The following is a 26,490-nucleotide window of genomic DNA, read 5'->3' on the forward strand; positions in this document are numbered from 1 at the left end:
CATGTCGTACCAAACCGGCACGAAAGTAGAGTGGGACTGGGGCAATGGCACCGGGACCGGCAAGATCGTCAAAAAATACACGCAGAAGATCACGCTTAAGCTGCAGGGCAGCGAGGTGACCCGCAAAGCGAGTGATGACGAACCGGCCTATAAGATCGAACAGGACGACGGCAGCGAAGTGCTGAAGTCCGGCAGCGAGTTGCGCAAGGCCGACTGAGCCCTGCGCAACGCGCCCGGTATCCACGCCCCGGTCGGTCACGCCAATTCGCGCACGTCGGTCAGGTGACCAGTGAGAGCCGCCGCCGCGGCCATGCCGGGCGATACGAGGTGCGTGCGGCCTTTATAGCCCTGACGCCCCTCAAAGTTGCGGTTTGACGTGGCCGCGCAGCGTTCGCCGGGGGCGAGCTGATCGGGGTTCATCGCCAGACACATCGAACAACCCGCCAGACGCCATTCGAAACCGGCCTCGCGGAAGATGTCCGCCAGTCCTTCTTCCTCGGCCTGCGCACGCACGAGGCCTGAGCCGGGCACGACCATGGCACGCAGCCCGTCCTTGATCTTCTTGCCCTTCAGCACCGCGGCCGCGGCGCGCAAGTCTTCGATGCGGCCATTGGTGCAGGAGCCGATAAAGACCGTGTCGATCTGGATGTCGGTCAGTTTTTGGCCGGGCTTCAGGTCCATATACTCCAGCGCGCGTTTCACCGCGTCGACCTTGCCGCCTTTGAAATCCTCGGGCGCAGGGACGACCGAAGTGATTGGCAGCACGTCTTCGGGCGAGGTGCCCCAAGTGACGACCGGCGCGATGTCTTCGCCCTTCAGCGTGACGACCTTGTCCCAATGAGCGTCTTCGTCAGAGAAAAGCGTCTTCCACCAGTCCATCGCTGCTTCCCACTGGGCACCCTTCGGCGCATGGGGGCGGCCTTTGCAATACTCGAACGTCTTTTCGTCCGGCGCGATGAGGCCCGCGCGTGCGCCGCCTTCAATCGCCATGTTGCAGACGGTCATGCGGCCTTCCATCGACAGGTCGCGGATCGCTTCGCCGCAATATTCGATGACATAGCCGGTGCCGCCCGCCGTACCGGTGGCGCCGATGACCGACAGGGTGATGTCCTTGGCCGTGACGCCGGGGCGCAGCTTGCCGGTGATCTCGACCTTCATGTTCTTGCCCTTGCGCTGGATCAGCGTCTGGGTGGCAAGCACGTGCTCAACCTCCGATGTGCCGATGCCATGCGCCAGCGCGCCGAAAGCGCCGTGGGTCGCGGTGTGGCTGTCGCCACAGACGACGGTCATGCCGGGCAGGGTCCAGCCCTGCTCGGGGCCGACGATATGCACGATGCCTTGGCGCACGTCCGAGACGGGATAGTAATGCACGCCGAACTCGCGCGCGTTCTTATCCAACGCAGAGACCTGAATGCGGCTGTCTTCGGTCATCGCGGCGGGGTCTTCGCGGCCCTCGGTGGTCGGCACGTTGTGGTCCGGCACGGCGATGGTCTTGTCCGGTGCGCGGACGGTGCGGCCCGACATGCGCAGCCCCTCAAAGGCCTGCGGACTGGTCACTTCGTGGACGAGGTGACGGTCGATATACAGCAAGCAAGTGCCGTCATCGGCTTCGTGGACGACATGGGCGTCCCAGATTTTATCGTAAAGCGTCTTGGGGGACATGATGGTCCTCTCCCGTGGTTTGGAATGGCTAAGGGTCTGGCTAAGAGGGCTGGCTTATAGTCGAGCCAGAACGCTATGCGTCGCGCCGAAAAAGCGTTCGCGCAGACGCGCACGGTCGCAAAGATCAAACACCAGTATCATGGGACCTTGGATATAGACCCTGAGTGAGTCTCGCAAGGTGGCATCGTGGGGGATGAGGGGGGTAGGCTTTGCAGCGGTTCTTGCCCTGAGGGGGAGGCTGTGTAACCGTGATCTTCCTTAAGTGCGAAGGCTATATATGATCCCTGAAACTCACCCCTTCTCGAACTTCCTTCTTTCGCTACAGGCTTTGTTCGACGGTGTTCTGGGCTTTGGCGAAAGTGTCCTGAGCCCCGGGTGGCGGCAAAACCAGATTTTGATCCTGCTGGCCTTGGTGGCGCTGGCGTGGATTTTGCACCGGGTCACCGGCGTGATGCTGCAAAACTGGGTCCGTTCGCGCGAAGGCTGGTCAAAATGGCAGCTTCGTGTGGTGGTGCAGGTCAAGCGGCGGCTGGGGCTGATGTGGTTCGCGCTGCTGGCCGGGCTTTTGTATCAGGTGATGCAGAATGTCACTTGGCCATCGCGGTCTTATCTCATCGGTTTGGCGGCGACACTTGCGGCGATCTATGTCGGTATCGCCTTTGCCGCGCGGCTGGTGCGCAACCGCCCGCTGCGACGCATGGTGACATGGGGGCTGTGGATCTACGCCACGCTCTACATGCTTAATGTCGCCGATGATGTGGCGGTGTTTCTGGATGGCGTGGCGCTGACCATCGGTGAATTCCGGCTTTCGGTGCTGACCGTTCTCACCGCGCTGGTCGTGGTGGGCGCGTTGTTGACCATGGCGCGGCTGGTGAGCACCACCACCGCCGCGACGATCCGCAAGAATGAGGACATCAGCCCCTCCATGCAGGTGCTGGCCGTGAAGGGGGTGCAGATCCTACTCTACGGTCTGGCGTTCTTCATCGGGGTGCGAGCCGTGGGGATCGACCTGACCGGGCTTGCAGTGCTGTCAGGTGCGATCGGTGTAGGCCTTGGCTTTGGTCTGCAAAAGGTTGTGTCGAACCTCGTCTCGGGCGTGATCATTCTGCTGGACAAGTCGATCAAACCGGGCGACGTGATCAGTCTGGGCGAGACCTTTGGCTGGATCCAAACCCTCGGCGCGCGCTATGCCTCTGTGGTCACGCGGGACGGCAAAGAATATCTGATCCCGAACGAAGACCTCATTACGGGGCAGGTGGTGAACTGGTCGCACTCCAACGACTTTGTGCGGCTTGATATCTATTTCGGCACAGCCTATTCCGACGATCCGCATGTGGTGCGCAAACTGGCCGTTGATGCGGCCAAGGGCGTCGACCGGGTGTTGAGCTATAAGGCGCCGGTCTGCCACATCGTAGGCTTTGGCGATTCGTCGGTGGATTACATCCTGCGCTTTTGGATCAAGGATCCGACCGGCGGGCTGACCAATATTCGTGGCAATGTCTACCTGGCGCTTTGGGACGCGTTCAAGGAAAACGACATCTCGATCCCCTTCCCGCAGCGCGAAGTGAAGATCATCGAAGACAGTCAATTGGCGCTCTCGCGGGCCGCAGCGACGCAGAATTTGCCTGACTAAGCGGGGATTTGCGCCACGGTTGGCGCGGAACGCATAGGGTCCATTGAAAAATCTGGCCTATATCGCTAAATTAGGGGGGCTCGGCACCGGGGCAAGCGTTCAGCATTGGCGGTGCATTACGAAGGAGGACAATGTCCTGTCTCTTAACGTTGACGCAGCGCAGGCTGCTGACCATGGGGCCGCAATGACTGCCGCCTCGCAAATCGCAACCAGCGACGACCTGCTGGCGCTTATCCTTTCCTCGCTGAATGACGACAAGGCCGAAGACATCGTGCAGATCGATCTGCGCGGCAAAACGGCCATCGGCGACTATATGGTGATCTGCTCGGGCCGCTCCACGCGACAGGTTTCGGCGATCTCGGAAAAGCTGGCACAGGCCGTCAAAGACGCCACCGGACGCACGTCCAAGATGGAAGGCCGCGAAACCGGCGACTGGGTCTTGATCGACACAGGCGACGTTGTTGTGCATGTCTTCCGCCCCGAAGTCCGCGAGTTCTATCAGCTCGAAAAGATGTGGCTGGGCGGCGAAGACGCGGCTGCGGTCATGCCGCACTGATCCTGCTTTTGCGGGACTAAGCCATGCGGGTACATATCTGCGCTATGGGCCGGCTTCGCGCCGGTCCCGAAAAATCTCTTGTCGATGACTATCTCACCCGGTTTGACCGGACCGGGCGCGGGCTGGGCCTTGGCCCCGCGCGCGTGGTTGAGATGGAAGATAAGAAAAACGGCGGCATGGCTGCCGAGGCCGTTTTGCTGCGGCGCGCTATCCCCCAAGGGGCGGTGATCTGCGTGTTGGATGAGCGCGGCAAGGTCGAAACCTCCCCCACTTTCGCCGAACGTCTTGGCACATGGCGTGATGCCGGGCGAGGCGATTTGGCCTTTGTCATTGGCGGTGCGGATGGCATTGATTCCAGTCTTCGCGCAGAGGCGGATCACGCGCTCTCCTTTGGCAAGATGGTTTGGCCGCATATGCTGGTGCGGGTCATGCTGGCCGAACAGCTCTACCGCGCGGCGGCGATTCTATCGGGCGGCCCTTACCACCGGGTCTGACGGGATCGCGGTTAGGGCAGCGGAATGGTCACGACGTCGGAAGACCAGCCACTGATACTGTCGCGCGCTTGGATGCTCACCTCAGTCACTCCATCAGGGACGCGCACGCCTGACAACGAGCGGGTGAAGGGCTGCTCTTTAATATGGGGGTGGGCCAGGTTGCGCGTGCCCAGTGGCGCCCCATCCGGATCGAGGATGCGCCAAGCGTCGGCGTAATGGTCCCAGCCGGTGTCGTTGTGGCGAATGGTGACGTCAAACTTCCAAAGGTCACCAAGCTGCTCAACCGTGACATTCAATATAGATGGCGGATCGGCCAAAGCCGGCGTGGCAAAGGCCAGCGAGGCGAGGATGAGGCTGCGTTTGAACATGTGAGACCACCTAAAATAACAGACTGAATATAGCGCATATTGCGGCGGTTCCAAGGTGAGCAAATAGGGGTGTTGCGCAATTCACCGTGATGCTGCGAATTAGTGGTGCAATTGCACAAGTGGCACGGCAAACTGGTCAAACCCGCAGCACTAGGCCTATGCTGCACGGTAAGAGGAGGACTGTGATGGAGATGCCAACACCCGACGCCGGGATCATTGCGCGCAAGGCGCATGTCGTCGCACGGCTGCGCGCGGCATTGCCACAGAATGCCGTGATTGACGATGTGCATGAGACTCGCGCCTATGAATGCGACGCATTGACTGCATACAAATGTCCGCCCCTCGCCGTGACCCTGCCTGCCAGCACCGAAGAAGTCTCGACCGTGCTGCGCATTTGCCATGAGGAGGGCGTTCCGATCGTGCCGCGCGGGTCGGGCACGTCGCTTGCCGGTGGGGCGCTGCCGACGGCGGATAGCGTGGTGCTGGGCGTGGCGCGAATGGCTGAAGTGCTAGAGGTCGATTATGACAACCGCCTGATGCGGGTGCAGACCGGGCGCACCAATCTCAGCGTGACCGGCGCGGTGGAGGAGGACGGTTTTTTCTACGCGCCCGACCCGTCCAGCCAGCTGGCCTGCGCCATCGCGGGCAATATCGCGATGAACTCCGGCGGGGCGCATTGTCTGAAATACGGGGTCACCACGAACAACCTGCTGGGCGTCACGATGGTGATGATGGATGGCGAAGTGGTCGAGATCGGCGGCGGCTATATGGATGCAGGCGGGCTGGACCTTCTGGGGCTGGTCTGCGGCTCCGAAGGGCAGTTGGGCGTGGTGACCGAAGCCACCCTGCGCATCCTGCCCAAACCCGAAGGCGCGCGGCCCGTGTTAATGGGCTTTGACGACAATGCCGTGGCCGGTGCCTGTGTCAGTGACATCATCAAGGCCGGGGTGCTGCCGGTTGCGATCGAATTCATGGACCGCCCCTGTATCGAGGCGACAGAGGCTTTCGCCCATGCAGACTACCCGATGTGCGAGGCGCTGCTGATCGTCGAGGTCGAAGGCTCCGACGCCGAGATCGATCACCAGCTTGCCTTGATCACCGAGATCGCCCGCCGCCACAACCCGGTGGAACTGCGCGAAAGCACCAGCGCCGAAGAAAGCGCGGCGATCTGGCTGGGGCGCAAATCGGCCTTCGGTGCGATGGGGCAGATCAACGACTACATGTGTCTGGATGGCACGATCCCGGTGAACGAGCTGCCGATGGTGCTGCGGCGCATTGGCGAGATGTCGGACAGCTATGGCCTTAAAGTCGGCAACGTCTTTCACGCAGGCGACGGCAATATGCACCCGCTGATCCTGTTTGACGCTAACAAACCCGGTGATCTGGAAAAGTGCGAAGCCTTCGGCGCGGATATCCTGCGGCTTTGTGTCGAGGCGGGCGGCTGTCTGACCGGGGAGCACGGCGTGGGCATCGAAAAGCGCGATCTGATGCATGTGCAATATGCCCCGGCGGATCTTGAGGCGCAGCTGGCGGTGAAAGATGTGTTTGACCCGGCGTGGCTGTTGAACCCGGCCAAGGTCTTTCCTTTGGATGTCACGGAAGGGCGGCGCGGCAGCGGCACATCGGTGGCCGCGTGACGGTAACCTCTGAGGCAGAATTGGTCGATGCGATCCGAGCCGCGCAGGCGCCATTGTCCTTGCGGGGCGGCAATACGCGCGGCATGGCCGGGCCGGGGGCGGACCTGTCGCTTGCGGGATTGCGAGGCATCAGCCTCTATGAGCCGGGCGCGCTGACGCTGGTGGCGCAGGCAGGTACGCCGGTCTCCGAGATTGAGACGACATTGGCCGCCGAAGGCCAGCGGCTGGCCTTTGAGCCAATGGACCACCGCGCGCTTATGGGCGGCAGCGGCACGCCGACCATCGGTGGGGTCTTTGCCGCCAACGTTAGCGGGCCGCGACGGCTCGCCGTTGGGGCCGCGCGAGATTTCCTATTGGGCGTGCGCTTTGTCGATGGGCAAGGGAACGTCATCAAAAACGGGGGCCGGGTGATGAAAAACGTCACTGGCTATGATTTGGTCAAGCTGATTGCCGGGTCGCGCGGAACATTGGGCGCGCTGACCGAGGTGTCGCTAAAGGTACTGCCCGAACCAGAAACCAGCGCGACGCTTATGCTCTCGGGCCTGGATGATCGTGCCGCCATCGCCGCCATGGCACTTGCCATGCGCAGCCCTTTCGAGGTTACCGCCGCGGCCCATGACCCGGCGCAGGGTCGGACGTCTTTGCGGCTGGAGGGGTTTGAGAGTTCCGTCACTTACAGGCTCGGAAGGCTGAAAGATCTGCTCTCGCCAACCGGTGCCGAGCTTGCAGACATCGCGGCAGAGCCTTCCGCCACGCTTTGGCGTGACCTGTGTGATGTGGCGGCTTTTCATGGGGCGCCGGGGGATGTCTGGCGGGTGCATTGCCGTCCGACTGAGGCACCGGCGCTCGCGGCAAAGGCCGGAGCCGAAGCGCATCTTTATGACTGGGCCGGGGGGCTGATCTGGCTGCGCATGGCCCCCGGCACCGACCTGCGCGCGCGGTTGGGGCGGTATGACGGTCACGCGACCCTATTGCGGGCCGAAGGCGCGGCGCAGACGCTGCCCCGGCAGGAACCCGAAGCACCGGGCGTGGCGCGTTTGACGGCGGGACTGAGGGCCAAGTTCGACCCGCGCGGCCTGTTCAATGCCCCAGCCTTGGCCCACAGCGCATAATTTCGGAGCCTTCATGCAAACCACCTTCACCCCCGAGCAATTGCAGGACCCCGACACGCAGCGCAGCAACGAGATCCTGCGCGCCTGTGTGCACTGCGGTTTTTGCACGGCGACTTGCCCGACCTATCAGGTCTTGGGCGATGAGTTGGACAGCCCGCGCGGGCGTATCTACCTGATCAAGGATATGCTTGAGAACGACCGCGACCCGGACCCAAAGACGGTGCTGCACATTGACCGCTGCCTCTCTTGCCTCGCCTGTATGACGACCTGCCCCTCGGGCGTGCATTACATGCATCTGGTCGACCACGCGCGCAGCTACATCGAAGAGCGGTACAAGCGGCCAATGGGGGAACGCGCGCTGCGTTGGATGCTGGCGCGGATCCTGCCCTATCCGACACGCTTTCGACTGGCGCTTTTAGGGGCCAAGATCGGGCGGCCCTTCGCGCGGCTGATGCCCGACGCCCGGCTGCGCGCCATGCTTGAGATGGCCCCCAAAACGATCCCCCCGGTCAGCCGCAATGACGATCCGCAGAGCTTCCCCGCCAAGGGCCAGCCGCTGCGCCGGGTCGCCCTGATGACCGGCTGCGCGCAGAAAGCGCTGAACACCGATATCAACGACGCCACAATCCGGCTGCTGACCCGTGCAGGCTGCGAGGTGGTGGTCGCCGAAGGCGCGGGCTGTTGTGGGGCTCTGACCCATCATATGGGCAAGACCGATGAAAGCCACGCCCACGCCGCCCGCAACATCCGCGCGTGGTGTGCGGAGATGGACGGCAATGGGCTGGATGCGATCGTGATCAACACCTCGGGCTGCGGCACTACGGTAAAGGATTACGGCCATATGTTCCGCAATGATCCGCTGGCCGAAGATGCCGCACGGGTCTCGGCCCTCGCGAAGGATGTGACGGAGTTGCTGGCGGAGCTGGACCTGCCTTTTGCTGAACCGGCTGAGCCGGGCATGGTCGTCGCCTATCACGCGGCTTGTTCACTGCAACATGGGCAGCAGATCAAGGCCACGCCGAAAACGCTGCTGAAACAGGCGGGGTTCACTGTGGTAGAGCCTGCCGATAGCCACCTCTGCTGTGGCTCGGCAGGGACGTATAACCTCATGCAACCCGAGATTTCGGCCAAGCTGAAAGAGCGCAAGATCAAGACCTTGGAGGCGAAATCGCCAGATGTCATTGCGGCGGGCAACATCGGCTGCATGATGCAGATCGGCTCGGGCACGGGGGTGCCTGTGGTGCATAGCGTCGAACTGCTCGATTGGGCCTGCGGAGGGCCAAAACCGCCGGCGCTCAGCCGTGATCCCGACGCGCCCGCGCAGGTGCCGCGTTTGCGTTAAGCCTGCGCCGTATTTTCGCCGCAACTCCCCTATATCCGCCAAAGTTGACATGGTTTTGAGGTGCATTTTGCGACAATTGTTGGCGGCTATTCTCGGGGTCTTTACCTTCGCCACGGCGGCGATGGCCCAAGACAGCGCGCTCAAGGCGCTCGACAACGGTGTTGACGCCGCCGCTTGGGAGGCCGTGGGCCGTCTCGACATCGGCGGCACCGGCTTTTGCACCGGCACCCTGATCGCCCCGCGTCTGGTGCTGACCGCCGCGCATTGCCTGTTTGACCGCGAAACCAAAGCCCGGATTGATCATGGTGAGGTGCAGTTCCTCGCCGGTTGGCGCAATGGCCGCGCAGGGGCCTACCGCGATATCCGCCGCGCCGTGGTGCACCCCGACTACGTCTATGACGGAGAAGTATCCTCGGGTCGGGTGCGCAATGATCTGGCGCTCTTGGAACTGTCCCGCCCCATCCGCAACACGACGATCCGCCCCTTTGGCACCGCCGCGCGTCCGCGTCCCGGCGACAGCGTCGGCGTGGTCAGCTATGCCCGCGACCGGGCCGAAGCGCCGTCCCTGCAGGAGGTCTGCAAGGTGCTGGCACAGCAGGAGGGGGTTCTGGTGACCTCCTGCGCGGTCGATTTCGGCTCCAGTGGCGCGCCGATCTTTAGCATTGTCGCGGGCGAGGCGCATATCGTCTCGGTTGTTTCGGCCAAGGCGGAGGTCGAAGGCACGCAGGTCTCGCTCGGCACCGCTTTGGGCGCGCCCTTGGCGCTGCTGCAAGCGGAATTGGTGGCGGGCAAAGGTGTGTTTCTGGATTCCAACCCCGCGGGCAAGCGCATCCGGGTCGGAGAAGAGCGCGGCACCGGGGCGAAATTTATCCGGCCCTAAATCTGCGACTCAAGACTTGAAAGCGCCCAAAACCCTTCCCACATGAGCTTTGCCGAGGTGCCTCTATAGGGCTTCGGCGCTTGAAAAACCGGGTCTGTCCAATGGTGGAAGGCCCGATATGTCAATCGCTCAAAGATGAGGATGAACACATGCGTAGCTTTGATTTCGCACCCCTTTACCGCTCCAGCGTTGGTTTTGACCAGATCGCCAATATGATGGACCGGGTTCTGACAAATGATGGGGCCACCCCCAGCTATCCCCCGTATAATATTGAGAAGCTCGACAACGATGCCTACCGCATCTCCATCGCAGTCGCTGGCTTCTCTGATAGCGATCTGAGCGTTGAAGTGCGTGAGAAGGCGCTGATCGTTTCGGCCCGAAAAGCAGATGGGGATGAGGCCAAATCCTATCTGCACCGTGGCATCGCCACCCGCGCCTTCGAGCGTCGCTTCCATCTGGCGGACCACGTTCAAGTGACAGGTGCGGCCCATGCCAACGGCATGCTGCATATCGAGCTTGAGCGTCAGGTGCCCGAAGCCCTGAAACCGCGCCAGATTGCGATTTCTTCTGAGGTGAAGGCGATCGAAAAAGACGTGGTCGACGCCAAATCCGTGAACTAAGCGCCGACCAAATTCGAACTTTACGAAGGCCCGCTTTTTGCGGGCCTTTTTTGTTGGCGATGGCGGTTGGAGGTGCCCCCGCGTGGGAGAATATCTGCCGAGGATCAGGCCGAAAAACGGCGGCTTTCTGCTGCGCAGCACAAGCGGCGAAACCTTGGTCAGACTGCCGGGTTGAGTGGGGGACCGGGCAGGCGTGCCCGGGCAACAGCGTGCAAAGTTCCGCACGCGTAATGAAAGGAAGAACCATGACTAACTATGCAAATTCCCTACGCAAGCTGACCATGACCACGGCTGTCACAGCCTTCATGGCCGCACCGATTGCCGCAATGGCACAGACTGCTGACGTGGGCGCTGGCGCCGATGTGAATGCAGGTGTCAGCGCCGATGTGGCAGGCTCTGCCACCGGCGCTAATGTCGCGGTGGGTGCGGACAGCACCGTTTCGACCGACACCGGTCTCAGCGTCGAAGATCAAGTGGCTGAAACCATCCCGGCAGAGACCGAGACCGACGTCGATATCGCGCTGGATGGCAGCACCGTTGCTGTTGCTTCGGATGACACCGTGATCGGCACAATCTCTGACGCGGAACCGCAGGCCGACGGCTCTGTGCGTTATTCCATCGATCTTGCCGAAGACTTTGCCGTCGATAGCGACCGTGCAGTCGTCCAGATTGAGCAAGAGGTCGACGCCCAAGGGCAGCTTGTCATCGGTATGACAGGCGATGAATTCGCCGCAGCCCTGACCCAGCAGATCAATGCGGGCGGCGCAGCGCAGACCCAGACCAACTAAGACGGGTCACCCCAAGGGCGTTTCTCTCCCCCGCCCGGAGGCCGGCAGCGTGAAAGCGCTGTCGGCTTTTTTGTATGGTTTGCCAATGTCCCTAAGCCGAAGCTCAGATCGTGGGGTAAAATCGCCATTGCGTCTTTGAAAAGGGCCGCGCGGGGTGTTCCCCGGCGGCCCTCAATCGCCCTTTTGGTCTTTAGGCGTTAGACAGACAGGCAGACGTATTTCATCTCAAGGTAATCTTCGATCCCGTGGTGAGACCCTTCGCGGCCAAGGCCGGACTGTTTAACCCCACCAAAGGGGGCAAGCTCGGTTGAGATGATGCCGGTGTTGACGCCGACGATGCCATATTCCAGCGCCTCGGCTACTTTGTAGACGCGGCTGAGATCCTTGGCATAGAAGTAGGACGCAAGGCCAAATATCGTGTCATTGGCCATCGCGATCACATCATCCACGCCATCAAATTTGAACAGCGGGGCGAGCGGGCCAAAGGTCTCTTCCTTAGCGACCTTCATGTCCTGCGTCACACCGGTGACGATGGTCGGGCCGAAGAAGTTGCCGCCCATGTCGTCCTTAGCGTTGCCCAGAATGATCTCGGCACCGTTGTCGACCGCGTCCTTGATGTGCTCGCGCACTTTGTCGGAGGCTTCGGGGTTGATGAGCGGGCCAAGGTCTGTGCCCTCTTCAAGGCCGTCGCCAACCTTCATCTTGCTCACCCGGTCCTTCAGCTTGGCCGCGAATGCGTCATAGACGCCTGCCTGCACATAGATCCGGTTGGCGCAGACACAGGTCTGGCCGTTGTTGCGGAACTTGCACATGATGGCACCTTCGACCGCCGCATCGAGATCGGCGTCATCGAAGACGATGAAAGGCGCGTTGCCGCCCAGTTCCATGGAGCATTTCATCACCTGATCGGCAGCCTGTTTCAGCAGGATGCGCCCCACTTCGGTGGAGCCGGTAAAGGTCAGCTTGCGCACGGCGGGGTTCTCGCAGAACTCTTTGCCCACGGCAGACGACGACGACGATGGCAGCACGTTAAACACACCTGCAGGGATGCCCGCACGTTCCGCCAGCACGCCCATGACGATGGCCGAGAGCGGTGTCTCAGCCGCCGGACGCGCCACGAAGGAACAGCCCGCCGCCAGCGCCGGAGCCGCCTTGCGGGTGATCATCGCGTTGGGGAAGTTCCACGGTGTGATCGAGGCTGCCACACCGATGGGCTGCTTCATCACCATTATGCGCTTGTCGCGCTGGTGGCCGGGGATCATCTCGCCGTAGACGCGCTTGGCTTCTTCGCCGAAGAACTCGATGAAGGACGCGCCATAGGCGATCTCGCCCTTGGCCTCGGCCAGCGGTTTGCCCTGCTCGGCGGTCAGGATGGTGCCCAGATCGTCTTGGTTCTCCATCATCAGGTCGAACCATTTGCGCATCACGGCGGCACGTTCCTTGCCGGTCCAGCTGGCCCAGTCCTTCTGCGCCTTTTCCGCCTGTGCAATAGCACCCGCGACCTGCGCGCGGCTCAGGTCAGCAACCTGTGCGATGACATCGCCCCGCGCGGGGTTGGTCACGTCGAATGTGCCGTCGTCGCCATCGACCCATTGGCCGCCGATATAGGCGCGTGTTTCCAGCAGGCTGGGGTCTTTGAGTAGTGATTTCAGATCCGTCTTAGCATCAGTCATGTCATCTCTCCGCTATTCTCTCTAGCCTCCAAAGCAACAACGAGTATGATTGTCCAGTTCAGTTTGATCAAATCCGGGGTGGGAGACCCAAATGATGCTTGATGACGCCTACGCAAACGCTGCCTATATCGACGGGGCCGACAGCTTTCCGCCCCGCTGGAAGAAGGAGGCAGAGGCGTTTCGCGCAAACTTGGGTGCGCGGGCGCAGTTGAATGTGCGCTATGGCCCTTCGGACCGGCAGAAATTCGATCTCTTCCAGCCTGAGGGCGTGTCGCGCGGGACAGCCGTCTTTGTGCATGGCGGCTATTGGAAGGCGTTCGACAAGAGCTATTGGTCGCATCTGGCCGCTGGGCCATTGGCGCGGGGATATGCCGTGGCGATGCCGTCTTATGATCTTTGTCCCGATGTGCGCATTTCGGAGATTTCCACACAGATCGCCGCCGCGCTGACTGAGGTGGCGAACCGCACGCAGGGCACCATCGTGCTGTCGGGCCATTCGGCGGGCGGGCATCTGGTGGCGCGGATGACCGACCCCCTGCTGCTGGGGGCGGAGGTGCGGGACCGGATCACACGGATCGTGCCGATCTCTCCCGTGGCCGATCTGACCCCGCTGATTCAGACCGAAATGAACGACACCCTGCGTCTGGATGAGGCCGAAGCTGCCGCTGAAAGCCCGATGAACATGACCCCGCCCCATGGCGTAGAGGTGACGGTTTGGGTCGGCGCGGATGAGCGCCCGGTCTTCCTTGAGCAGGCCGAAAATTTCGCCCGCAGTTGGGGCGCGAAACAGGTGGTGGCCGAGGGCAAACACCATTTCGATGTGATTGATCCGCTGGCCAAGCCCGACAGTGACCTGACTAAAGCGCTTCTCGGTAGCTAAGGCCCGCATCTTGCGGCAAATGTCTTGTGTTAAAGCGCGTAAGGCATTTGCCGCAGTGCCGCGGAAACACTATGTCAGAAGGGCAAGGGCCCCTGTTCGGCCGCGCGACCTAATTGAAAGGGCCGAAGATGAGAATCGTTAAATGGGTGTTCTGGGTGACCATCTGGGTGCTGGTGGGGGCGTTCTTCCACTATACCCTGCCGCAGACCGATATCGTCCGCGTTACTGACACCTATGAAAAGCGGATCGACTTCGGCAACAGCTCGATCTTCTGGGCGGGGTCGTCGACCGACAGCGCCGGGCAGGCGGTCAACCGCGATGTCTTTTTCATTCAGACCCGCCGCGCCAAGGGCGATGTCATGGTTTATCGCAACGAAGACACTGGCTGGGGCTGGCCGCCCTATTTCAAATTCGACACTGCCAATCTTCAGGCCGAAGCGGCAGACGCACGCAGCACCACCGGCGCGCCGCAGTATTACGCGCTGAAACACTATGGTTGGCGTAGTGAGCTTTTGTCGATCTACCCCAATGCCATCTCGCTCCGTGCGGTCGAAGGGCCTGGGGCGAGCAAAGGTATTCCCTTTACGAACATCATCATCCTGACGCTCCTTGCGGCGTTGGTCTATGCCATCTGGGTCCGGTGGCGTCGCTTCCGGCGGGCCCGGCTGGATCCGAGGATCGAGGCGATCGAAGACGATATCGCCGTGCGCCGGGGCCGCTTTGCCCGCTGGCGTGCTGAGCGCCGCGCGCGGAAGTAAACTTCGGCAGGCGGCAAGCGATGCGCGGGGCAAGAAGTGCCCCGCCTTGAGATAATTTTCTGGTATTCCATCCTATATGGACATCATTCTCGTCACCACGATCATCGCGTCGCTCTTTGTGGTTATCGGCTTGGCCGAACCCTTGGCCGCGCGGTTGCGGCTGCCGTTCAGCGTGATCCTAGCGGTCGTGGGTATCCTCATCGGCGCGTCGGCGATCTTTCTGCTGCGCACCGATCTGACGGATGCATTGAACCCGATGGCGGCGGCGATTCTGGGGCTGCCGATCCGGTCGAACGTCTTCCTCTATGTCTTCCTGCCGACGCTTTTGTTTCAGGCCACCTTGGGGATGAACCTGCGGCGCATGGTCGATGACTGGGTGCCGATCTTGGTTCTGGCCGTGGTGGCAGTGGTGGTGGCCACGGTCAGCATTGGCTACGCGCTTTTCTGGGTCAGCGCCATTCCTCTGGCCGCCTGTCTATTGATTGGCGCGATTGTCTCCACCACGGACCCTTCGGCGGTGGTCTCGATCTTTCGCTCGATCTCGGCCCCGCGGCGGTTGGCGCGGATCATCGAGGGCGAGAGCCTGCTGAACGACGCAGCCGCCATCGCATTGTTCGGGCTGTTCATGGGCTTCGTGATGCTGGGCATCCCCGACCCGGAGCTGGGGAGTGCTCTTGCACAGTTTCCCGTTCTGATCGCGGGCGGGGCGCTGGTGGGATGGCTTGGCGCGCGGATCGCTGTTTGGGTCATGGCGCTTTTCGCGCGGCACGAACTGGCGCAGCAATCGATCTCGGTCGCGCTGCCCTATCTGGCCTATATCGTGGCCGAACAAAGCGTCGGGGCCTCGGGGGTGATCGCGGTGGTCGCAGCGGGGCTGACGCTAAACCTCACCGCGCCGGGGCGGCTGCCGCCGCAAGCACTGACCAACCTGCGCGAGCTTTGGGATGTGCTGGCCCATTGGGCCGGGGCGCTGATCTTTATCCTTGCCGCGCTGCTGATTCCGCGCTTGTTGGAAGAAGTCCGGTTGGAAGATTTCTTCCTCATTGCCGTGGTCGTGCTCGCCGCCATTTTCGCGCGGGCGGTGATCCTGTTCGTGCTCTTGCCCCTGCTCACCGCCGTTAAGCTTTCACCAATGGTCGAGCGGCCCTACCGCGTCGCGATCCTTTGGGGGGGCTTGCGCGGGGCCGTGACGCTGGCGCTGGCGCTGGCGGTAACGGAAAGCGTACGGGTGCCGGATGACATCCAGCGGATCGTTGGTATTCTGGCCACTGGTTTCACGCTGTTTACGCTGCTGGCCCAAGGTACGACGCTGCGCTGGATCATCGGGCGGCTGGGGCTTGATCAGCTTTCGCCCATCGACCACGCGCTGTCGCGGCAGGTGATCGCCGTCGCCCTGCAGACTGTGCGTGAAGATGTGGCCCAAACGACCGAGAACTACGATCTGAACCGCGACATCGTGCGCTCTGAGGCGAAACGCTTTGGGGAACGGCTTGAGTCGGCGGTCAAGACGGCGGAGGAGGCGACCGATATCCTCGACCGGGACCGCATCGCGCTTGGCCTGATCGCACTGGCGGGCCATGAGCGCGATACGATTCTTGCCCGCGTGCGAGAGCGGACGATCTCGGCCCGGATGGCGGATCTGGTGCTGTCTGACGCGGACCGGTTGATTGAAGGGGCGCGCACCCAAGGCCGCAGCGGCTATCAACGCGCGGCGCGGCGCAGCGTGGCCTATGGGCGCACCTTCCGCGCGGCGGCGGTGCTGCACGGGCGCTACGGCGTTTCGGGGCCGCTGGCCAGAATGACAGCGGACCGCTTTGAAATGTTGCTGTCGCAGCGGTTGATCTTGCGCGACCTGGGGACATTCATCGACGGGCGCATTCGCCGTATTCACGGGCGGCGAGTGGCCGAATTGCTGCACGACCTGCTGACGCGCCGCATCGAGGGCATTGAAACCGCGCTTGAGGGGCTGCGACTGCAGTACCCCGGCTATGCCGAAGAACTGGAACGCCGCTTTATCCGCCGCACGGCGCTGCGTCTGGAAGAGCGCGAATACACGTTGATGCGCGAAGACGGCCTGTTCGGGGCCGAGGTTCATACCGCGCTGATGCAGGAACTAGCGACGCGGCGCACGGCGGCAGAGGGGCGCCCGGGGCTTGATCTTGCCGTGCGACGCGGCGCGTTTATTGAGCAATTTCCGCTGTTCACGGATCTGGAAGATGGTGCGCTTAAGCGGCTCAGCCGGTCGCTTAAAACCCGCTATGTCGATATTGGCGATGTGGTGCTGCATAAGGAAAGCCCAGCACGCAGTGTGTTCTTCATCGCCTCTGGCGCGGTCGAGCTGGAAAGTGCGGGCCAGACATGGCGGCTTGGTCGGGGTGAGATGTTCGGTCAGATGGCGATCCTGACAAACCGGGTGCGCCGGGTGGATGTCCGCGCCATCGCGCCGACCACGCTTTTGGTGCTGGATGAAGATCGTTTTCGCCGCCTGCTGGAGCGGAGTGCCGCCCTGCGAGAGGCGGTGCGAGCAAGCGCGGAGAAGCGGGGGATCGATCCGGTGGATCTCGTGTCGGGGGGTGGCGTCGATTGAGGGGTGTCGATTACTGCTGACGCCGTGTTTGGGGTTGGTGCTGCGCAGCGGTATTTGAAAAAGGATGAAAATGGGTGGGGTGGTGCGGCCAACGGCTGGCCGCACCTAGTTGAGAGGGATTAGTCGTCGTTGGTAATTTCGCCAGTGTTGGCGTCTATCAGCACTTCACGTTCGCCTGAGGCGTCGATCAGCTCGACTTCATAGACCATGCGGTCATTCTCTTCGTCGAGCGACAACTCCTCGACCTGCGTGCCCTCTTGGCCTTCGAGGTCGGCCAAAGCCTTCATCAGCATCTCGCGGGATGCGTCGGCGGCGCGCAACTCATCTTCTTGGAAGAGACCGCTGAGGAAGCTGGTCAGCTGCTCTTCGGATTGCGAGATCACTTCGCCGGTGGCGGCGTTGACGGTGACTTCGTAGACGGCCTCGCCACGAACGAGGTCGATCTCATAGACCAGCGCGTCGCCTTCGGTTTCGATCTCGGCCTCGAGCACGCCGCCGTCGATGCTGCCTTGGGCGGCCTTAATCGCTTGGGACATGCTGATGCGCTCGGCCTGTAGGGCGGTTTCTTGGGCAAAGAGGGCCGCCGGGGCAAGCAGGAGGGAAGTGGCGATGGCGGTGAATTTATGTGGCATGGGTACCTCATTGGTTGCGTTGTGGGGTTGCCGGACCGGAGCGGGCATCGGCGTTCCCGGACCAACGCGTGGCCATCGGGGCTGTTCCATGCGGTTTTGGCGGCGCGCTAATCCGCGAACAGACTCTCGGTCTGCGCTATCGCACGGGCCTTATCCTCGCTCACGGTAAGGAAACGCGCGAGAGCCACGGCATTCGCATCGGTGTCGGCGTATTCGGATAGGCGGGTGTAGTTTTCAAACTGGGCGTCCCGGATTTGGTCGACCTCATGCAGCATGTCGGCCCTGATCGTCGGCAGCAGGCGCGACAGGGTTTCCTGCGACGTCTGATCCCCAGCGAGGCCAATGCGCAGGGCATGTCCAGTGAGGTATTCATCCGTTAGCTTGCCCTCGACCTCCAGCATGCGCACCTGAGCGCGGTCAGTGGCGAAATCATTCAGCAGGTCGAGGTTGGACGTGTCCATACAGACGATCAGCCGCCCACTGTCGTAATAGTCATAAAGCATCCGCATCAAGGCTCGCCGGTGTCGGGTGCGTTTTTCCAGCGTCGTTTGGATGCCGCCGAGGTCGGGCAGGGGTGTGTCTTCTTCGTTGAAGAGAAAGTCGATGGCGGGCAGGTTTGTCTCTTGCCGCATCCGCTCCAGCACCCGTTTGGCCACATGCCATTTCTTGGCAATGACGATCAGCAGTTCCCGCTCGCGTCCAAGGCTGGCTTCGGTCTCCCAAAACCGCGTGGCGAAGCGGCGGCCGATGCGGCCCCGCGCGGTGAGGAATTCGAATAAATTGCGGCCTTCGTTGCTGATCTGAAACTGCACCCCTCGGGCGGAATAGAGCAGGCCGAGGCGGCGTTTGAGGTCCAGCGCTTCGGGGCTGATCTTGCGGGCAAAGAGGTAATCTTGGCTTAACAGCAGATCGTAGTGATCGTTGTAGAAGGTCACCGGCATGCCGTAGTCGGTGAAGAGCAGGAAGGTCAGGCTGCGGTTCGAGATCTCCGCCTCGGGGACCAGATGGCGCACGAGGGTTTGGAAGAAGGTCTCATCCGGAATCCATGTGCTGCGGAAAAAGCGCATCACGTCGCGGCGTTTGTGGGTGAACGCCATCACCGCCTCAACGGTGCGGCGGCGCAGGCACCACCATTGGCTGCCGATCTGCACCTGAAGGTCAGCGGGGATCTTGCGGGTCAGGCCAAGGCGCTTTTGTACCTCGAACATCGCGTAGAATCGCTTGCGCTGTGTGCGTTCGTTGAACCAGTGACGGTAGATCAGCCGCTCTTCTTTCCAGCCGGTTTTAATCCAATCGCTTTCGAAATAGTCCACGCTTTCGATGAAGTCGGTGTCGTTCTCATCAAGAAACTGGTGTGCGTATTCTGCTGATTTGATCGCCATGCAGTCGCCGGAGAGCAGGTAGAAATGCGTGGCGCGCGGGAAGCATTCCATCGCGGCGCTGAGCGTGTCCAGCGTGGCCTGTACCAAAGACCATTCGCCCCAACCGCAACGGATGCGTTTGCGCGGAAAGGTGACGTTGGCGTTGTCGCCCAAGGCGGCAGTGATTTGGGCGTAATCGGCGGCACTGGCTGAGGCGTCAAAATGGATCGCCATATAATCGCCCGCCGCAGTCAGCCGCTCCGCCTGCCGGATGACGGCCTCCGGATCTTTGTGGCACAGCAGGATATAGGCAATTTTCGCCATGCAGGATACCGAATGTCCTTGTCGCGGCCCGCTTGCATCGGCCTTTTGTCGTGGGTCATTTACCTAGTTAATCGTGAAGACCGATTGAATAAACAGCATTTCTTTGCTTTTTTGCAGCAAGGCCAGATTGTTGCTCAAAACAGTCAGCGCCAGCAGGAGGCAGAACGCGCATGGGTTTTCCCGGAACATGGATGACGGAAAGTGAGAGCATGGTGTACCGGGTGGTGCCCAAATGCGCCTGTTCGACCATCGGCCAGATCATGTATTACTCCGATCATGGCGAATTCTTTGACGGGGACATCCATGATGCCAAGGCGGGCATTCACAAATGGGCCTTGGATGCATCGCAGGGGCCGATCACCGAGAATGTCACGGCGCGCAAGTCCTATGCCTTTACCTGCGTGCGCAATCCCTACACGCGGGTTCTATCGTCCTTCTTTGACAAGATTTGCGGCATCCAGCGCAATGGGCGGCGGTATCGCGGCAATTTGGTGCCGCTGCTGGTGCAGAAATACGGGATCGACGTGGGGGGCGATGACGGCAAGCAGGAGTTTGACCAGATCGCCAGCTTCCGGCGCTTCTTGCTGTTTGCGCGCGATACCATTCGTTGGCGGCGGCCGATGGACCCGGACATTCACTGGTCTGCGGTGTCGGGCCATGTCAGCACCTTCATCATCAATGGCGGCACCTACGATAATATCATTTGGACCGAGCAGTTTAACGAGGGCATGCAACAAGTGCTCAACGCGGTGGAGACGCCGCATAAGGTCGATCTTGCAGCAATCCCGCGCTTTAACGAAAGCGAAGGTCACGGCCCCAAGCGGGCGCATCCGGTTGAAGATTACTTTGACGATCTGTCGATGCATCTGATGCGCGAGATCTACAAACGCGACTTCGATCTGTTCAAATATGACTTCGACAATCCGGGGAACAAGCAGCCTGTGGGCGAGATCGATCTGGATGAGGTACACGCCAAACTGGGTGACTGAGCGGCAGCATCTTGCACCGGGGCGGGTCGCGCTCTACATGCTTTGGCATGTCACAGGTCAAAACCAGCTCCAAATCCGATCCAAACTATAAGGTGATCGCCGAAAACCGCCGCGCGCGGTTTGATTATGCTATCGAAGAAGACATCGAATGCGGCATCATCCTTGAAGGGTCCGAGGTGAAATCTCTGCGCGAAGGCGGGGCGAATATCGCCGAGAGTTACGCCGCCGTGGAGGATGGTGAGCTGTGGCTGGTGAACTCCTATGTGGCGCCCTACCGGCAAGCCAAGACCTTTCAGCATGAGGAACGCCGCCGTCGTAAGCTGCTGGTGAGCCGCAAGCAATTGGCCGACCTGTGGAACGCGACGCAGCGCAAGGGCATGACGTTGGTGCCACTGGTAATGTATTTCAACCATCGCGGCATGGCGAAGATCAAGATCGGTGTGGCCAAGGGTAAGAAGCTGCACGACAAGCGCGAGACAGCGGCCAAGCGCGATTGGTCGCGTCAGAAGCAGCGTCTGTTGAAGGATCACGGGTAAGATTGCCGACCGTGCCCGGAATCAAGCCGCAGGCGCCGGGCCATCGCCAGCCCGCCCCACCGGGTAGGCGATCTGGTGAGGCTGGGCTAAACTTTGAGAGCGCACATCAAACCTGAACCATAAAGTGGCACGAGGGAACGTCGTATCGCCAACCCGCGGCCAGGCGATGACCCTCACCACTACCCCTTCCACTTGCCAGCATCCCTCGCCGGTTATAGTCAGAGGCAACGCCCGCGACGAAGGAGGCCCCAATGGCCGACGATCCCAAGACATTGGTTTCAACCGACTGGTTGGCTCAGCACCTGAAAGACCCCGATCTGCGCATCCTTGATGCTTCGTGGTATCTGCCCGACGCCGGGCGCGATCCGAAGGCCGAGTATGACGCAGCGCACATTCCCGGCGCACGGTTCTTTGATATTGACGACATCTCTGACGCGCGGTCGGACCTGCCGCATATGGCCCCCCCGATTGAAAAATTCATGTCGCGCCTGCGCGCGATGGGCGTGGGTGATGGGCATCAAGTGGTGGTCTATGACGGCGCGGGGCTGATGTCGGCAGCGCGTGTCTGGTGGCTCTTCCGCCTGATGGGTCAAGAGAACGTCGCCGTGCTCGACGGTGGTCTGCCGAAATGGCAGGCCGAGGGGCGCGAGACGGAAGACATGCCGCCCGTCCCCCGTGACCGGCATATGACCGTGCGTTTCCAGAACCAGCTGGTGCGCGATGTGACGCAGGTCGCCCATGCCTCCAAGCTCGGGGATCCGCAGATTGTTGACGCCCGTGCCACCGCCCGCTTCCGTGGTGATGCGCCCGAGCCGCGGGCGGGGCTGCGCGCGGGCCATATCCCCGGGGCGCGTAACGTGCCCTTCACCGAATTGCTGAACGACGACAAGACGATGAAGACCCCCGATCAGACCCGCGCGATTTTCGAAGCTGCGGGCGTCGACCTGTCCAAACCGGTCATCACCTCCTGCGGCTCTGGCATCACCGCCGCCGTGCTGGCTCTGGCGCTGGAACGGATGGGGCACCGCAAATGGTCGCTCTATGATGGCTCTTGGGCGGAGTGGGGCATGTTCCCCACCGTACCCGTTGCCACTGGCGCGGCTTAACCCTTTTTAGTTACCTTCCAACCGGAGAACCCCATGTTCGAGACGCTCAAGGCCCAGCCCGCTGACAAGATCCTCGCCCTTGTACAGGCCTACCGCGAAGACCCGCGTGACACGAAGATCGACCTCGGCGTCGGTGTCTACAAAGACGCCAGCGGCAACACGCCGGTAATGCGCGCCGTGAAAGCCGCCGAGCAGCGCATCTGGGAAAGCCAAGATACCAAGGTCTACACCGGTCTGGCGGGTGATCCGGCCTATGCCGATGCTATGGCGGCCCTTGTGTTGGGTGATGCCGTGCCGCGCGGTTCCGTGGCAGCCGCCGCCACCCCCGGGGGCACAGGCGCGGTGCGTCAGGCCTTTGAACTGGTGCGTATGGCCAATCCCAAAGCCCGCGTTTTCGTCTCTGACCCGACATGGCCGAACCACCTGTCGATCCTGTCCTATCTGGGCATGGAAGTGGTCAACTACCGCTATTTCGACAGCGACACCGGTGGCGTGGACTTCGATGGCATGATCGAAGACCTCAAGACCGCCAAGAAAGGCGATGTGGTGCTGCTGCATGGCTGCTGCCACAACCCGACAGGCGCGAACCTGAACAGCGCCGAGTGGGACGCGGTAATCGAAGTGCTGCAAAGCACCGGTGCCGTGCCGATGATCGACATCGCCTATCAGGGCTTTGGCGACGGGCTGGAAGCCGATGCCGCGGCGACGCGCAAGGTGGCCTCTTCGGTGCCGGAATGCCTGATCGCGGCAAGCTGTTCCAAGAACTTCGGCATCTACCGTGAGCGGACCGGCATCCTGATGATGGTGGCCTCCGAGGCGGCCCAAGGTCTGAACCAAGCCACGCTGGCCTTCCTCAATCGCCAGAACTACAGCTTCCCGCCTGACCACGGCGCCCGGATCGTGTCGACCATCCTCACCGATAACGAACTCAAGGCTGATTGGATGGCTGAGTTGGAAGACGTCCGTAACGCCATGCTGGCCCTGCGCGAGCAACTGGCCGGTGAATTGCAGCGCCTGTCTGGCTCGGACCGTTTTGGCTTTCTCGCCCAGCACCGTGGCATGTTCTCGCGACTTGGCACCACGCCGGACAAGGTAGAGGCGCTGCGCGAAAAGCATGGCATCTATATGGTTGGTGACAGCCGTATGAACATCGCAGGGTTGAACCAGAACAGTGTGCCAATTCTGGCCCGCGCGATCATTGACGTAGGCATTTAACGCCGTTTCGGGCCGCGCCTGGCGCGGCCCGAACACCCTGCCGCGCAGGGCATCGATAGGACATACGGCCGCTATGCCCCCGTAATGTCTATATTAAAACAGAACTTGGTCGGATTGCCCGGATTGAGTACCTTGAGTGAAAAACTCAGGGTCAGGCAAATTTTAGAATCAATTTTTCAGTGCATTCGTTTGGATGTGGGCACGCCAGCCGTACAGCTCGTGATTGTGACAGCCTCGCTCGTCACCGTGCTGGGCTATTGGGTGCGTGGACACAGCAGCCTGCCGGGCAAACATTGGTTTCTGCTCGCCATCGTGGCGATGGACCTCTGGCTTCTCTCAGTAGGGGTGGAGCTTTCTGCCATTTCCGCCGCCTGCGCCTTTGGGGTGAGCCGTTGGGCTTGGATCGGCTTCGTGCTGCTGCCAACCTTCTGGGCTTTCTTTCTTTACGAATACGCGCTTGGGGCCAAGGTGCCGCGGCGGTTGGTACCTGTGTGCGCGCTTGTCGCGCCCGCGCTGATCACCCTCGCGGCGGTGACAAGTGGTTGGCATGAGAAGTTTTACGGGCCGGAAACCAAATGGCTTCTAGGCGAAGATGGCGCCTATGTCCTGTCAGACCATGGGCCGCTGTTCTACATTGCCATCGCCTATCTCTATATGGTCATCATGGCCGCGGCGGTTGTCGCGGGCCGCGCTGTGGGGACAGCCAACCCGGCGGTGCGCAGTTTCTTTCTCAAACTTTTTGCGGCGACGCTCATCCCGATGGTGGCCAATCTGGCCTATATCTTGGGTGGGGTCACGCTGTTTAATACCGACCCTACGCCGTTCTCTTTTGCGCTTTCGCTGACGCTGGTGGTGTGGCTGGTCGCCGATAACCGCTGGATCGACGTCAATGCGATCGCGCGGGAACTGTTGTTTTACAACAGCACAGACCCGGTGTTTGTCATCGACCCCGATGGCGAAGCGATTGAGACGAACCCGGCAGCGGCAGAGCTGCTGCGCCTAGAGGCGAAGCCTGAAACGCGCCTGCGCCATTTCGGCGAAATGGGACCGATCATCCGCCATCTCGCAGCCCAAGGCAGCCTACCGGATGTGACCGATATTCAATTGGGCCACCGCCATTTTGCCGTGCGCGCCCATGCGATTTCATTGGGTGTCGGGCAAAAGCAAGTCGGTTGGGCCGTGGCGCTCGTGGATGTGACGGTGCAAAAGATCGCCGCCCAAAAAGCGATTGCCGCTGAGCAGATGCAAAAGCAGTTCCTTGTCACGGTCAGCCACGAATTGCGCACCCCTTTGACGGTCATCAACGGCGCGCTTGGCCTGCTGTCCCAAGGCGGCACTAAGGTGAACGACGCGCAAAAGGCCCGCCTTATCGCGAAGGCCACCAGCAACTCCGAAACGCTGACGAAGCTGGTAAACGATCTGATTGATACCCAAAGTCTGAGTAGTGCTGAGTTCAGTATAGACCTAGAGCGCTGCGCCCTTGCTCCGATGGTCCAAAGTGCTGTGGCGCGTGCAGAAAGCCTACAGCCCGATAAACACATCCGCTTTGCCTGCGATATTTCTGACAACGCGCTTATGGTTGAGGCTGATGCCCAGGTTGGACCAAGTGCTTTGCAATGTGCTGTCGAACGCGGTGAAATTCTCTTTGCCCGGCGGGATGGTGGACGTCAGTTTGCAGCAGGAAGAGGGCATGGCGTTGGTGAGTGTAAGCGACAGCGGCTGTGGCATTCCACCGGGCGCCGAAGAGCAGGTCTTCGCGCCCTTTTCGCAGCTTGATAGCTCAGACACGAAAACCGCCTATGGCAGCGGTTTGGGTCTGCATATTACCCGGCAGATACTGGACCGCCACGGGGGCAGCATCCGCTACGTCAGCGCGCCCGGTGTCGGCACGACCTTTACGATCTCTTTACCCTTGGTTGCCTAACGCAAACCGCCCGGCCTTTACGGGCCGGGCGGTCAATTTTGAGCCGATGTCGCTAGGGCTTAGCCCTTGGCGAACTCGGGGTAGGCTTCCATACCCAATTCGGACATATCCAGACCGGTGATCTCAGCCTCTTCGCTGACGCGGATGCCGCCAGCGGCTTTCAGGATCAGCCAGACGACGAAGCTGACCACGAAGACAAAGAGGCCCACAGCGGCAAAGCCGATGATCTGTGTGACGAAGGACGTGCCCTCGGTATAGACCGGCACGACCAGCGTGCCCCAGAAACCGGCGATCAGGTGAACCGGGATCGCACCGACCACGTCGTCGATCTTGAACTTATCGAGCATCGGCACGGTCAGCACCACGATGATACCACCCACGGCACCGATCCAAAGCGCGCCGAACAATGTCGGGTCAAGCGGACCTGCGGTGATCGAGACGAGGCCCGCCAGCGCCCCGTTGAGCACCATGGTCAGGTCGACCTTTTTATAGAGCACCTGTGTCAGGATCAGCGCGGCAACGGCACCGGCGGCAGCGGCCATGTTGGTGTTGGCAAAGATCTGCGCCACGGCGTCAACGTCTTCGATGGTGCCCATGGCAAGCTGCGAGGCGCCATTGAAGCCGAACCAGCCCATCCACAGGATGAATGTGCCCAAGGTGGCAAGGGCAAGGTTGGAACCCGGCATTGGCACAACGCGGCCATCTTTGCCGTATTTGCCCAAGCGCGGCCCCAGTACGATGGCCCCGGCGAGTGCGGCAAAGCCACCAGCAGCGTGCACGAGGGTCGACCCGGCAAAGTCGCTAAAGCCCATTGCGGAAAGGAAACCGCCGCCCCACTGCCAAGATGCTTCGATCGGGTAGATAAATCCGGTCAGCACGACCACGAAGATCAGGAAGGGCCAGAGTTTGATCCGCTCGGCCAGCGCGCCGGACACGATGGAGGCGGTGGTGGCGCAGAACATCAACTGAAAGAAGAAGTCGGAAGCGTTGGAATAGCCGCCTGCGTCAATCTCGGTCTTGATGTCTTTGGTAGCGAAGGTGCCAAAGACGCCTTCCATGATCCAATTGCCGTCACCGGGGTACATGATGTTGTAGCCCACCAGCCAATACATGACTGCCGCGATGGCAAAGAGGCCCATGTTCTTGGTCAACTGTGTTGTGACGTTCTTGGAGCGGACAAGCCCGGCTTCCAGCATGGCGAAACCCGCCGCCATCCAAAAGACGAGGAAACCGCCGATCAGGAAAAGCAGGGTGTTAAAGATGAAGGTCGTATCCGCCAGCGTCGCGTATTCCGCGTCCTGTGCCAGCGCCAGCCCGGGCAGGGCGATGACCGCCGCTGCGAGGGGAAGTATTAGGTTGGGTTTCATATGGTCGTTTCCTGTCTGCGGGTCCGAATGCGTGCTTACCGATGCG

Annotated in this window: 24 protein-coding genes and 1 pseudogene; 19 read left to right on the forward strand and 6 right to left on the reverse strand. The window is 61.2% G+C overall.

Features of this window, described 5'->3' with window-relative positions:
* Position 1: 1 nt before the first annotated feature.
* Positions 2-217, forward strand: a complete 216-nt coding sequence (locus K3759_RS01565) for a DUF2945 domain-containing protein (RefSeq protein ID WP_067268510.1) — start codon at positions 2-4, stop codon at positions 215-217.
* A 38-nt stretch (positions 218-255) separates the two neighbouring features.
* Here the strand turns inward: K3759_RS01565 and leuC are convergent, their stop codons facing one another.
* Positions 256-1,662 carry a 3-isopropylmalate dehydratase large subunit gene (gene leuC / locus K3759_RS01570; protein ID WP_259983928.1) on the reverse strand — a complete coding sequence of 469 codons (1,407 nt, stop codon included), beginning with the start codon at positions 1,660-1,662 and terminating at the stop codon, positions 256-258.
* 277 nt (positions 1,663-1,939) lie between these two features.
* On the opposite strand from leuC, the gene K3759_RS01575 reads away from it, so the two are divergent.
* The 3 genes from K3759_RS01575 (at position 1,940) to rlmH (ending at position 4,345) form a co-directional block, all read left to right on the forward strand.
* The gene (locus tag K3759_RS01575) at positions 1,940-3,295 is read left to right on the forward strand and encodes a mechanosensitive ion channel family protein (protein WP_259983930.1); all 1,356 of its coding nucleotides are present in this window, start codon (positions 1,940-1,942) and stop codon (positions 3,293-3,295) included.
* Positions 3,296-3,479: 184 nt separating this feature from the next.
* On the forward strand, positions 3,480-3,851 hold the full coding sequence (rsfS, locus tag K3759_RS01580) for a ribosome silencing factor (RefSeq protein WP_067631153.1): 372 nt from the start codon (positions 3,480-3,482) through the stop codon (positions 3,849-3,851).
* 23 nt (positions 3,852-3,874) lie between these two features.
* Positions 3,875-4,345: a 23S rRNA (pseudouridine(1915)-N(3))-methyltransferase RlmH gene (rlmH, locus tag K3759_RS01585; RefSeq protein WP_259983932.1), complete on the forward strand. Its 471-nt coding sequence runs from the start codon at positions 3,875-3,877 to the stop codon at positions 4,343-4,345.
* Between the two features lie 11 nt (positions 4,346-4,356).
* Here rlmH and K3759_RS01590 read toward each other — a convergent pair whose 3' ends face one another.
* Positions 4,357-4,713, reverse strand: coding sequence for a hypothetical protein (locus tag K3759_RS01590; RefSeq protein ID WP_259983934.1), 357 nt, complete (start codon positions 4,711-4,713; stop codon positions 4,357-4,359).
* A 185-nt stretch (positions 4,714-4,898) separates the two neighbouring features.
* Between K3759_RS01590 and K3759_RS01595 the strand changes: the two genes are divergently transcribed.
* The 6 genes from K3759_RS01595 to K3759_RS01620 all read left to right on the forward strand — a co-directional run bounded on the left by K3759_RS01595 (position 4,899) and on the right by K3759_RS01620 (position 11,092).
* The gene (locus K3759_RS01595) at positions 4,899-6,350 is read left to right on the forward strand and encodes an FAD-linked oxidase C-terminal domain-containing protein (protein WP_259983936.1); all 1,452 of its coding nucleotides are present in this window, start codon (positions 4,899-4,901) and stop codon (positions 6,348-6,350) included.
* The gene (locus tag K3759_RS01600) at positions 6,347-7,462 is read left to right on the forward strand and encodes an FAD-binding protein (protein ID WP_259983937.1); all 1,116 of its coding nucleotides are present in this window, start codon (positions 6,347-6,349) and stop codon (positions 7,460-7,462) included. The genes K3759_RS01595 and K3759_RS01600 overlap by 4 nt, the downstream gene beginning before the upstream one ends.
* Before the next feature lie 13 nt (positions 7,463-7,475).
* Positions 7,476-8,804, forward strand: coding sequence for a glycolate oxidase subunit GlcF (gene glcF, locus K3759_RS01605; protein ID WP_259983939.1), 1,329 nt, complete (start codon positions 7,476-7,478; stop codon positions 8,802-8,804).
* Positions 8,805-8,853: 49 nt separating this feature from the next.
* Positions 8,854-9,684, forward strand: a complete 831-nt coding sequence (locus K3759_RS01610) for a trypsin-like serine peptidase (protein ID WP_409202498.1) — start codon at positions 8,854-8,856, stop codon at positions 9,682-9,684.
* A 149-nt stretch (positions 9,685-9,833) separates the two neighbouring features.
* The gene (locus K3759_RS01615) at positions 9,834-10,304 is read left to right on the forward strand and encodes an Hsp20 family protein (protein WP_259983941.1); all 471 of its coding nucleotides are present in this window, start codon (positions 9,834-9,836) and stop codon (positions 10,302-10,304) included.
* A gap of 245 nt (positions 10,305-10,549) precedes the next feature.
* Positions 10,550-11,092, forward strand: coding sequence for a hypothetical protein (locus K3759_RS01620; protein ID WP_259983943.1), 543 nt, complete (start codon positions 10,550-10,552; stop codon positions 11,090-11,092).
* A gap of 197 nt (positions 11,093-11,289) precedes the next feature.
* Here K3759_RS01620 and K3759_RS01625 read toward each other — a convergent pair whose 3' ends face one another.
* Positions 11,290-12,765: an NAD-dependent succinate-semialdehyde dehydrogenase gene (locus K3759_RS01625; RefSeq protein ID WP_259983945.1), complete on the reverse strand. Its 1,476-nt coding sequence runs from the start codon at positions 12,763-12,765 to the stop codon at positions 11,290-11,292.
* A gap of 91 nt (positions 12,766-12,856) precedes the next feature.
* Between K3759_RS01625 and K3759_RS01630 the strand changes: the two genes are divergently transcribed.
* The 3 genes from K3759_RS01630 (at position 12,857) to K3759_RS01640 (ending at position 16,990) form a co-directional block, all read left to right on the forward strand.
* Positions 12,857-13,645 carry an alpha/beta hydrolase gene (locus K3759_RS01630; RefSeq protein ID WP_259983946.1) on the forward strand — a complete coding sequence of 263 codons (789 nt, stop codon included), beginning with the start codon at positions 12,857-12,859 and terminating at the stop codon, positions 13,643-13,645.
* Positions 13,646-13,773: 128 nt separating this feature from the next.
* On the forward strand, positions 13,774-14,403 hold the full coding sequence (locus K3759_RS01635) for a DUF1523 family protein (RefSeq protein ID WP_259983947.1): 630 nt from the start codon (positions 13,774-13,776) through the stop codon (positions 14,401-14,403).
* A 76-nt stretch (positions 14,404-14,479) separates the two neighbouring features.
* A complete protein-coding gene (locus K3759_RS01640) occupies positions 14,480-16,990 on the forward strand; it encodes a cation:proton antiporter (protein WP_259983948.1) in 2,511 nt (836 codons plus the stop codon).
* Between the two features lie 119 nt (positions 16,991-17,109).
* Here K3759_RS01640 and K3759_RS01645 read toward each other — a convergent pair whose 3' ends face one another.
* Together K3759_RS01645 and K3759_RS01650 are read right to left on the reverse strand one after the other, a co-directional pair.
* Positions 17,110-17,622, reverse strand: a complete 513-nt coding sequence (locus tag K3759_RS01645) for a PepSY domain-containing protein (RefSeq protein ID WP_259983949.1) — start codon at positions 17,620-17,622, stop codon at positions 17,110-17,112.
* Between the two features lie 107 nt (positions 17,623-17,729).
* Entirely contained in the window at positions 17,730-19,307 is a 1,578-nt protein-coding gene (locus K3759_RS01650; RefSeq protein ID WP_259983951.1) for a beta-1,6-N-acetylglucosaminyltransferase, read from the reverse strand.
* Between the two features lie 170 nt (positions 19,308-19,477).
* On the opposite strand from K3759_RS01650, the gene K3759_RS01655 reads away from it, so the two are divergent.
* The 6 genes and pseudogenes from K3759_RS01655 to K3759_RS20270 all read left to right on the forward strand — a co-directional run bounded on the left by K3759_RS01655 (position 19,478) and on the right by K3759_RS20270 (position 25,077).
* The gene (locus K3759_RS01655; protein WP_243262061.1) at positions 19,478-20,296 is read left to right on the forward strand and encodes a sulfotransferase family protein; all 819 of its coding nucleotides are present in this window, start codon (positions 19,478-19,480) and stop codon (positions 20,294-20,296) included.
* 47 nt (positions 20,297-20,343) lie between these two features.
* Positions 20,344-20,832, forward strand: coding sequence for an SsrA-binding protein SmpB (smpB, locus tag K3759_RS01660; RefSeq protein WP_243262063.1), 489 nt, complete (start codon positions 20,344-20,346; stop codon positions 20,830-20,832).
* A gap of 251 nt (positions 20,833-21,083) precedes the next feature.
* On the forward strand, positions 21,084-21,938 hold the full coding sequence (gene sseA, locus K3759_RS01665; protein WP_243262064.1) for a 3-mercaptopyruvate sulfurtransferase: 855 nt from the start codon (positions 21,084-21,086) through the stop codon (positions 21,936-21,938).
* Between the two features lie 33 nt (positions 21,939-21,971).
* Positions 21,972-23,153, forward strand: a complete 1,182-nt coding sequence (locus K3759_RS01670) for an amino acid aminotransferase (protein WP_259983955.1) — start codon at positions 21,972-21,974, stop codon at positions 23,151-23,153.
* A gap of 84 nt (positions 23,154-23,237) precedes the next feature.
* Positions 23,238-24,533 (forward strand): annotated as a pseudogene (locus K3759_RS01675) (histidine kinase N-terminal 7TM domain-containing protein); the annotation flags it as partial.
* Positions 24,534-24,741: 208 nt separating this feature from the next.
* Entirely contained in the window at positions 24,742-25,077 is a 336-nt protein-coding gene (locus K3759_RS20270) for a sensor histidine kinase (RefSeq protein WP_409202499.1), read from the forward strand.
* A 59-nt stretch (positions 25,078-25,136) separates the two neighbouring features.
* On the opposite strand, the gene amt is transcribed toward K3759_RS20270, so the two are convergent.
* The gene (amt, locus tag K3759_RS01680) at positions 25,137-26,444 is read right to left on the reverse strand and encodes an ammonium transporter (protein ID WP_259983959.1); all 1,308 of its coding nucleotides are present in this window, start codon (positions 26,442-26,444) and stop codon (positions 25,137-25,139) included.
* Between the last annotated feature and the right edge of the window lie 46 nt (positions 26,445-26,490).

Origin of the sequence: Sulfitobacter sp. W027, assembly GCF_025143985.1 — a bacterium.
In the GTDB taxonomy this organism is placed as follows: domain Bacteria; phylum Pseudomonadota; class Alphaproteobacteria; order Rhodobacterales; family Rhodobacteraceae; genus Sulfitobacter.

Bases quoted from the DNA above. Each gene is read 5' to 3' on its own strand.
- K3759_RS01565 (WP_067268510.1), top strand. From the start codon at position 2: ATGTCGTACCAAACCGGCACGAAAGTAGAGTGGGACTGGGGCAATGGC.
- leuC (WP_259983928.1), bottom strand. From the start codon at position 1,662: ATGTCCCCCAAGACGCTTTACGATAAAATCTGGGACGCCCATGTCGTC.
- K3759_RS01575 (WP_259983930.1), top strand. From the start codon at position 1,940: ATGATCCCTGAAACTCACCCCTTCTCGAACTTCCTTCTTTCGCTACAG.
- rsfS (WP_067631153.1), top strand. From the start codon at position 3,480: ATGACTGCCGCCTCGCAAATCGCAACCAGCGACGACCTGCTGGCGCTT.
- rlmH (WP_259983932.1), top strand. From the start codon at position 3,875: ATGCGGGTACATATCTGCGCTATGGGCCGGCTTCGCGCCGGTCCCGAA.
- K3759_RS01590 (WP_259983934.1), bottom strand. From the start codon at position 4,713: ATGTTCAAACGCAGCCTCATCCTCGCCTCGCTGGCCTTTGCCACGCCG.
- K3759_RS01595 (WP_259983936.1), top strand. From the start codon at position 4,899: ATGGAGATGCCAACACCCGACGCCGGGATCATTGCGCGCAAGGCGCAT.
- glcF (WP_259983939.1), top strand. From the start codon at position 7,476: ATGCAAACCACCTTCACCCCCGAGCAATTGCAGGACCCCGACACGCAG.
- K3759_RS01610 (WP_409202498.1), top strand. From the start codon at position 8,854: ATGGTTTTGAGGTGCATTTTGCGACAATTGTTGGCGGCTATTCTCGGG.
- K3759_RS01615 (WP_259983941.1), top strand. From the start codon at position 9,834: ATGCGTAGCTTTGATTTCGCACCCCTTTACCGCTCCAGCGTTGGTTTT.
- K3759_RS01620 (WP_259983943.1), top strand. From the start codon at position 10,550: ATGACTAACTATGCAAATTCCCTACGCAAGCTGACCATGACCACGGCT.
- K3759_RS01625 (WP_259983945.1), bottom strand. From the start codon at position 12,765: ATGACTGATGCTAAGACGGATCTGAAATCACTACTCAAAGACCCCAGC.
- K3759_RS01630 (WP_259983946.1), top strand. From the start codon at position 12,857: ATGATGCTTGATGACGCCTACGCAAACGCTGCCTATATCGACGGGGCC.
- K3759_RS01635 (WP_259983947.1), top strand. From the start codon at position 13,774: ATGAGAATCGTTAAATGGGTGTTCTGGGTGACCATCTGGGTGCTGGTG.
- K3759_RS01640 (WP_259983948.1), top strand. From the start codon at position 14,480: ATGGACATCATTCTCGTCACCACGATCATCGCGTCGCTCTTTGTGGTT.
- K3759_RS01645 (WP_259983949.1), bottom strand. From the start codon at position 17,622: ATGCCACATAAATTCACCGCCATCGCCACTTCCCTCCTGCTTGCCCCG.
- K3759_RS01650 (WP_259983951.1), bottom strand. From the start codon at position 19,307: ATGGCGAAAATTGCCTATATCCTGCTGTGCCACAAAGATCCGGAGGCC.
- K3759_RS01655 (WP_243262061.1), top strand. From the start codon at position 19,478: ATGGGTTTTCCCGGAACATGGATGACGGAAAGTGAGAGCATGGTGTAC.
- smpB (WP_243262063.1), top strand. From the start codon at position 20,344: ATGTCACAGGTCAAAACCAGCTCCAAATCCGATCCAAACTATAAGGTG.
- sseA (WP_243262064.1), top strand. From the start codon at position 21,084: ATGGCCGACGATCCCAAGACATTGGTTTCAACCGACTGGTTGGCTCAG.
- K3759_RS01670 (WP_259983955.1), top strand. From the start codon at position 21,972: ATGTTCGAGACGCTCAAGGCCCAGCCCGCTGACAAGATCCTCGCCCTT.
- K3759_RS20270 (WP_409202499.1), top strand. From the start codon at position 24,742: ATGCCCAGGTTGGACCAAGTGCTTTGCAATGTGCTGTCGAACGCGGTG.
- amt (WP_259983959.1), bottom strand. From the start codon at position 26,444: ATGAAACCCAACCTAATACTTCCCCTCGCAGCGGCGGTCATCGCCCTG.